6 protein-coding genes are annotated in these 5,384 nt (G+C 40.5%); all 6 read left to right on the forward strand.

Features of this window, described 5'->3' with window-relative positions; translation table 11 throughout:
- Positions 1–768, forward strand: a 768-nt coding sequence (locus HT721_RS10820) for a hypothetical protein (RefSeq protein ID WP_240149997.1), incomplete at its 5' end; no start/stop codon positions are given.
- Between the two features lie 314 nt (positions 769–1,082).
- Complete coding sequence (locus tag HT721_RS10825; protein WP_031222784.1) at positions 1,083–1,541, forward strand: DUF4231 domain-containing protein; 459 nt, start codon at positions 1,083–1,085, stop codon at positions 1,539–1,541.
- A gap of 12 nt (positions 1,542–1,553) precedes the next feature.
- Positions 1,554–2,162, forward strand: a complete 609-nt coding sequence (locus HT721_RS10830; RefSeq protein WP_173229819.1) for a hypothetical protein — start codon at positions 1,554–1,556, stop codon at positions 2,160–2,162.
- Positions 2,155–2,565 carry a hypothetical protein gene (locus HT721_RS10835; protein WP_240149998.1) on the forward strand — a complete coding sequence of 137 codons (411 nt, stop codon included), beginning with the start codon at positions 2,155–2,157 and terminating at the stop codon, positions 2,563–2,565. Before HT721_RS10830 ends, HT721_RS10835 begins: the two co-directional genes overlap by 8 nt.
- Positions 2,566–2,575: 10 nt before the next feature.
- Positions 2,576–3,991 carry a cholesterol-dependent cytolysin pneumolysin gene (gene ply, locus HT721_RS10840; protein WP_172934157.1) on the forward strand — a complete coding sequence of 472 codons (1,416 nt, stop codon included), beginning with the start codon at positions 2,576–2,578 and terminating at the stop codon, positions 3,989–3,991.
- A gap of 671 nt (positions 3,992–4,662) precedes the next feature.
- Entirely contained in the window at positions 4,663–5,379 is a 717-nt protein-coding gene (locus HT721_RS10845) for a YebC/PmpR family DNA-binding transcriptional regulator (RefSeq protein WP_000532893.1), read from the forward strand.
- Positions 5,380–5,384: the final 5 nt, after the last annotated feature.

The raw sequence follows: 5,384 nt of genomic DNA on the forward strand, positions 1-5,384 counted from the left end.
GCTACTTCATCGTCTACTGTTGGACAGGCTCAAGCAAGCACTCCAGCTCATTCAGGAGATTCGACGGATCAAGCTACTGGTTTATCTAGTCAACAGAGGGGAACAGAAAATGCGACAGAAGCAGAGTCTCCACAAGGAAGATCTGAAAGTTCTGTGACACCACCAACCCGTAGCCGGAGAAGTGTAGCCTTTGCTGGTGGCACTCAATCGAGTCAAGAGAAACAGGTTGATAAATCCGTCTTAAGAGATTTGATTCAAGACTTGGAAACTCGTTTGAAAGACTTGGATGGTATTGATCAATCTGTCATCGACGCTGCGAAGACTATTCTCGGAGAGGGTCAAGCAGCCCTTAGAAATGCTGACTTGACAGAGGCAGGCTTGAGAGAGATTACTGCTAAGGTCAAAGAAGCACTCGAATCCTTGAAAGGCAAGCAAGCGACTAAGGATGAAGAGGAAATGCAAGAAACAAGGAAAGAGCAAGGTCATCTTCCATATGGTACTATGATTGGTAGCCTGCTCGCCCTTCTTGGTCTCCTTCTCTTCCTCATCGCGCGTCGTAAGAAAGAGTCAGAACTCAAGAAATTGACCAAGGAATTGACTAAGGTTCTGCAAGAAAGCGACCTTACAAATGTAGATGCGAAAGTTCTCGACCAAGCACGAGAAGCTCTCGCTCAAGCGGTTGCTTTCCTAGCCAATGAGAAAGAGTCTGGCCATACAGAAGATGAGTTGATTGAGAAACTCAAAGCTATTCTTGCTCAGTTAAAATAAGTCAAACTTAGCCGAGTCGGAAACCAGCTAGAATAGTGATTGAAAGAATGTTGGAAAAACTCAATTTGAGGTGAACATTCAGAAAATCTTTCTCTGATAAAACGCATAATATCAAGCTTTTTAAGGCAAGGTATTATGCGCTTTTATCATTTTGAAACTTTTTGTTCTATCCTATTTGTGATATTTTTCCCTTATTTCATAAACATTTCATATTTGGATTTTATAATAAGATATAGCTTTCCAGTTTTTACTATACTTTGATATTCAAATATGTTATACTATGGTTATCAAAGTAAATGAAAGGGGTTACGAACATGACGCCAGAAGAAATGTACCTGACAGATCGATTGGACGTACAGATAGCTCATTTTTTAAAGAAAAGTGTTCAACATCGTAGACGCTATAAGGTATTAAAAATAACAGAAATCGTGGCAGGTTTTCTCATAGCTGTTTTTTGTGCTATTCCTATGCCAGGTGATCGCTACCGTTTGATTTCGGTTGCCTTGTCCAGTTTAGGCTTGCTGTGTGAAGGGATTCTCAATTTGTATAATGCCAAGGAACACTGGATTTCTTACCAAAAGACTGCGCAACTCCTGGAGAGAGAAAAATTCCTCTATCAATGTCAAACAGAGAAATATGCAGGAAAAACCAAGGCTTTTGCCCTATTTGTCAAGACATGCGAAGGTCTTATCTCAGAGGAAATTAACCAGTGGGAAAGTATCCAGTCAAAAGAAGTGGCAGCTAGTGCAGATGCTCCAGAGAAAAAAGAATAGGAGGTGGAGGAAATGTCTCAATCCAGCTACCTTTTGCCCTTGCTCTGGTTGAAAAAAGAAGCCGATAAGGAAAAGATGAGTGCGACCCAGTGCCAGATATTTTTCTTTTACTATCAACTGTTTGAACTCTTATTTGCTAGAGAAAGCGACTTGAGAGACTTGTGTCTGGGAAGGCAAGGTTTTTATTTCTCGCAGTTAGAGAAAGATTTGCTTTCTGGAGTTTCCCACTTTCTAAAAAACTTGGAGGGTAAGGGGACTCTCAAGGCTAACCAAGAAGTATCAGCTCGCAAAGCCCTTTTTCTAGCCTTGACAACTAGCCAGTCAGATTGGCAGGAGTTAGCTCCTGTTTTTGATTTTTATCAGACTGTCGGGAGGCTTGAACATCCTTCTCTCTTGAGTTTTCAGGACAGACAACATCTGATGTGGATTTACCAGTCAGCTTTGGAGAAGGATTATAGTGTCAAGGTAATTGGCGACAAGCATTTTGTATTGAAGAGACAAGATGCTACTAAATTGACAGCGCGCCAAACTCAAACGTTGGAAGTTCTGAGCCAATCAGAAGACTTGGTCAATCCTGTCTATGTGACATTAGGAGAAAAGGGGGTGCTCTTGCTTGATTAAGAGAGGAGATGTTGTAGCTCTTTATTTGCCTTTTCCGACTATTAGTAGCGATTTGGCTGTGAAGAATCATATGTATATTTGTATTGATAACAGCATGACTAAAAACAAAGAATTGGTTAAAAATCAGACCTTCAAACCAGTTCTCCTGACCAGACGTTTGGTCAAGAATTTTATGATAGAAGAGCCAGATCTAGCTCGTAATCCTTTTACAAGACCAACCTTGATTGACTTAGATAAGGTATTTATGTTGGATAATACGGTCATTCCGACTTCTTATCTAGCCAGACGGCGACGCAATGTATCAGAAGAATTGTACGAGGAAGTTTTGGATCACTTAGTCCAACCACGGCTGATTTCGCTGAACAAGTCTGAGTTTATGCAACTCAATCCAGGAACTTATTAGGAGGTAGAAGATGACAAATAAAGCAGTAAATGACTTTATACTAGCTATGGATTATGATAAAAAGAAACTCTTGACCCATCAGGGAGAGAGTATTGAAAATCGTTTCATCAAAGAGGGGAATCAGTTACCCGATGAGTTTGTTGTTATCGAAAGAAAGAAGCGGAGCTTGTCGACAAACACAAGTGATATTTCCGTGACGGCTACCAACGATAGTCGCCTCTATCCTGGAGCCCTTCTCGTAGTGGATGAGACCTTGTTAGAGAATAATCCCACTCTTCTTGCGGTCGATCGTGCTCCGATGACTTATAGTATTGATTTGCCTGGTTTGGCAAGTAGTGATAGCTTTCTCCAAGTAGAAGATCCCAGCAATTCAAGTGTTCGCGGAGCAGTAAACGATTTGTTGGCCAAGTGGCATCAAGATTATGGTCAGGTCAATAATGTCCCAGCTAGAATGCAGTATGAAAAAATCACGGCTCACAGCATGGAACAACTCAAGGTCAAGTTTGGTTCTGACTTTGAAAAGACAGGGAATTCTCTTGATATTGATTTTAATTCTGTCCATTCGGGCGAAAAGCAGATTCAGATTGTCAATTTTAAGCAGATTTATTATACAGTCAGCGTAGATGCTGTTAAAAATCCAGGAGATGTATTTCAAGATACTGTAACGGTAGAGGATTTGAGGCAGAGAGGAATTTCTGCAGAGCGTCCTTTGGTCTATATTTCGAGTGTTGCTTATGGGCGCCAAGTCTATCTCAAGTTGGAAACCACGAGTAAGAGTGATGAAGTAGAGGCTGCTTTTGAAGCTTTGATAAAAGGAGTCAAGGTGGCTCCTCAGACAGAGTGGAAACAGATTTTGGACAATACAGAAGTGAAGGCGGTTATTTTAGGGGGCGACCCAAGTTCGGGTGCCCGAGTTGTAACAGGCAAGGTGGATATGGTAGAGGACTTGATTCAAGAAGGCAGTCGCTTTACAGCAGATCATCCAGGCTTGCCGATTTCCTATACAACTTCTTTTTTACGTGACAATGTAGTTGCGACCTTTCAAAACAGTACAGACTATGTTGAGACTAAGGTGACAGCTTACAGAAACGGAGATTTACTCTTGGATCATAGTGGTGCCTATGTTGCCCAATATTACATTACTTGGGATGAATTATCCTATGATTATCAAGGTAAGGAAGTCTTGACTCCTAAGGCTTGGAACAGAAATGGGCAGGATTTGACGGCTCATTTTACCACTAGTATTCCTTTAAAAGGGAATGTTCGCAATCTCTCTATCAAAATTAGGGAGTGTACCGGACTTGCCTGGGAATGGTGGCGTACGGTTTATGAAAAAACTGATTTGCCACTAGTGCGTAAGCGGACGATTTCTATTTGGGGAACAACTCTTTATCCTCAGGTAGAAGATAAGGTAGAAAATGATTAGGAGAGAAGAACGTTTGCGACAAAAAGAGGCAATGCTCTCTCTGCGAATATCTGAAAGTTTATCTCTTGCCTAGCGATTTCCATTGGAGTATGCTCGTGATGTTAAAATGAGTCTATCAAATAGTGGCTGTAAGAAAAAGTAAAAAGGGTAGTGAAACTCCTTGCTATACAGGGAATTAGCTACCTTTTACTTGTTTTAGAAGTGCCGTTGTACTAGTCTAACTTCAGTATCATGTGAAATCAAAAAGAGCATAAATTTCTGTTTCAGGAACATATAAATTATGGTTTTGTTTAGAAACTTTTCTATTGACTTCTTAGAATACAATAGTGCCTATAAGAACTGTTGAATTTCAAAGTATTTACTTGAACTATGATACGTCTGGAGTAGACTGTCAACAAAAGGTGCAGTATGATTGTTTTTGTCGCTTATATCTACAAACTCAAAACAGTAGCTTGAGCGGACTTTGTCAAACTTGGCTGAAACTTTCTATTTACAGATAATGGTCTAGTTTGTTTTTTGAATGTTGATAAGGATGGAAAGGTAAGGTCATCTTGGCAACAAAAGTGTCATCATAGCTCGATTTGCTGAATAAAATCTCTTTCCTCTAGTGAAAATCGAAAAAACTTGTGTTATAATAAAAAAGATTAAAATGTGAAAAAAGGAGATTCCTAATGGGACGTAAATGGGCCAATATCGTAGCCAAGAAAACGGCTAAAGATGGAGCTAACTCTAAAGTATATGCAAAATTTGGTGTAGAAATCTATGTAGCAGCTAAAAAAGGTGATCCAGACCCAGAATCAAACACTGCTTTGAAATTCGTTATCGACCGTGCTAAACAAGCCCAAGTGCCAAAACACGTTATCGATAAAGCGATTGATAAAGCAAAAGGAAACACAGATGAAACCTTTACAGAAGGACGTTACGAAGGTTTTGGACCAAATGGTTCTATGCTGATTGTTGATACTTTGACTTCAAACGTTAACCGTACAGCGGCTAATGTCCGTGCAGCTTTTGGTAAAAATGGCGGAAACATGGGCGCTTCAGGTTCTGTTTCATACCTCTTTGACAACAAGGGTGTTATTGTATTTGCAGGTGAAGATGCGGACGCAGTCTTTGAGCAATTGCTAGAAGCAGATGTGGATGTGGACGATGTAGAAGCAGAAGAAGGAACAATCACAGTTTACACAGCTCCAACTGACCTTCACAAGGCTATCGTTGCCCTTCGTGAGTCAGGTATCGAAGAATTCCAAGTGACTGAATTGGAAATGATTCCTCAGTCAGAAGTGGAATTGTCAGGCGATGACCTTGAAACCTTTGAAAAACTTTACAGCGTTCTTGAGGACGACGAAGACGTACAAAAAATCTACACAAACGTAGACGGGTTCTAGTGACA

This window comes from Streptococcus sp. 4094, assembly GCF_013277125.1.
Lineage (GTDB): Bacteria > Bacillota > Bacilli > Lactobacillales > Streptococcaceae > Streptococcus.